The organism is Tolypothrix sp. VBCCA 56010 (assembly GCF_050875635.1).
Classification (GTDB): domain Bacteria; phylum Cyanobacteriota; class Cyanobacteriia; order Cyanobacteriales; family Nostocaceae; genus Hassallia.
The window spans coordinates 1-1846 of record NZ_JBPAOH010000327.1 but is presented as its reverse complement, the minus strand read 5'-3'; the positions used below and the strand labels follow the sequence as shown (position 1 = coordinate 1846).

Below are 1846 nucleotides of genomic sequence, written 5' to 3'. Positions count from 1 at the left end.
TAACATAAACCCCTCCGATTTTGACTCTGGAGGGGATTTTATTGCTTTAATGTTATGCCTGCGAACCCTCTAAAGCATAACTAGCAACTTGGGTTAGTTAATTAATTTCCCGTTTCAGACGACGCACCACAACTTCTGATATTCGTTGCTTAACTGCTATTTCCCACTTACAAATATAATCGTATTAAAAAATACTATTAATCTCAGTAAAATTCTAGGTACAAGGTGTAGCTGTCCTTCTGGTGTACCGCCGAAGGAGTCAACGGAGTCAACCAAAGCACGGCGGTTGCGGACGGTGGCAAGCATACCCACTTGGGGATTTGTTAAATTTTTACCCGTTTTTTTAATGCTTGCTATCATTTTGTCCACTTCTTTAGTGTTAGACTTGTTTGTCTAACCTCCCATTTTAGCTATGCAGAAAGCGTTACTGCGGAAGATTTATAGTGACAAATGAGACAGGAAACTGGAAAACCATTAGAATAATCTCAATTGCGACCAAGTAACCCACCATTTAATGTATGGCGCGATCGCTCAAAGTTAGCCAAAATTCGATTGAAACTCTCAAGTTAGCTTCGAGACGTAGTGGATATGCACGTCAACAAGATATTGGTGAAGAGTTAGGGCTATCTTTGGCAACTGTGAAAAGATTTTTCAGTGGCAAACCAATTGAACGCTCAATTTTTCTAGAAATATGTCAAAAATTGGAGCTTAATTGGCAAGAATTAGTAGATGTTGAGAATCAAGATGAGAAAAATTTCTCCCGCTTAAGTCATGTCCTCCATCTTTCTGACCTACATTTTGGCTCTACAGACAATGCCCGTACATGGTATGCTCAACTAGCAGAAGATTTACGCTACGAATTACAATGCTCGCGTCTTGATGCGCTAATTATTTCTGGTGATATTGCTAGCAAGTCTACTCCTGATGAATATGCTGCTGCTCAACTATTTATAAATCGTTTATCTCAAGAATTTCAGCTAGAGTCACAGCATATTGTGATTGTTCCTGGTAATCATGACGTTAACTTGCAACTAGCAGAAGCAGCTTACTCTAGAATTAATACTGGATATTCTCAAGAAGGAACTGAGGAATATTTAACAGATGAAAATGGAGAATTTATTGAAGGTTTAGATGGAGAACAATATAAACAACGCTTTATTAATTTTAGCCGCTTTTATGAAGCGATTAAAGGAGAGTTTTATCCCCTAGAATACGACCAGCAATACAGTTTGCAGCACCTACTAGAGCAAAATTTGCTAATTTTGGGGCTAAATTCTGCTTGGCAGATAGACCATCGTGACAAATATCGTGCAAGTATCAATTCAGAAGCACTCAGTAATGCTTTGAGTTTGATTCGTCGCAATCAAGCTTATGAAGATTGCTTAAAAATAGCCGTTTGGCATCACCCAATCAAGAGTATTTATGTTGATAAGATTGCTGATAATAGTGTAATAGAGAGTTTAGCTGCTGCTGGTTTTCGTCTTGTGCTGCATGGTAGTGTCCCTAGCGCAGAGAATAGTTTTTTTCATTATAATTACGGTATTGGTGGAAAGCAAATGGATGTTATTGGTGCTGGAGTTTTTGGTGCGTCAGTCCAAGAATCAGGTTCTGGCTACCCTTGGCAATATAACTTTCTCAAAATAGATAGTAGCAAAGTAACTGTTGAAACCCGTAGCCGTGATGCAGCTAATGAGGTTTGGAAACCCGATACACGATGGGTAAAAGAAGCAGGAAAGAAACCTTTATCTAGTACAGGGTGGCGGAAATAGACCGACCATTAAATAGCCAGCACCTTACCCTTATAAGTCCATTTGAAAGGTTTAGCCATCGTTCGATTGAAGTAATC

General features: G+C 39.0%; 2 protein-coding genes. One reads left to right on the top strand and one right to left on the bottom strand.

The features are described from left to right. Window positions 1-156: 156 nt before the first annotated feature. Complete coding sequence (locus AABK37_RS41205) at window positions 157-360, bottom strand: hypothetical protein (protein ID WP_432557146.1); 204 nt, start codon at window positions 358-360, stop codon at window positions 157-159. A gap of 158 nt (window positions 361-518) precedes the next feature. Between AABK37_RS41205 and AABK37_RS41200 the strand changes: the two genes are divergently transcribed. Further along, a complete protein-coding gene (locus AABK37_RS41200) occupies window positions 519-1769 on the top strand; it encodes a metallophosphoesterase family protein (RefSeq protein WP_432557145.1) in 1251 nt (416 codons plus the stop codon). Window positions 1770-1846 lie beyond the last annotated feature (77 nt).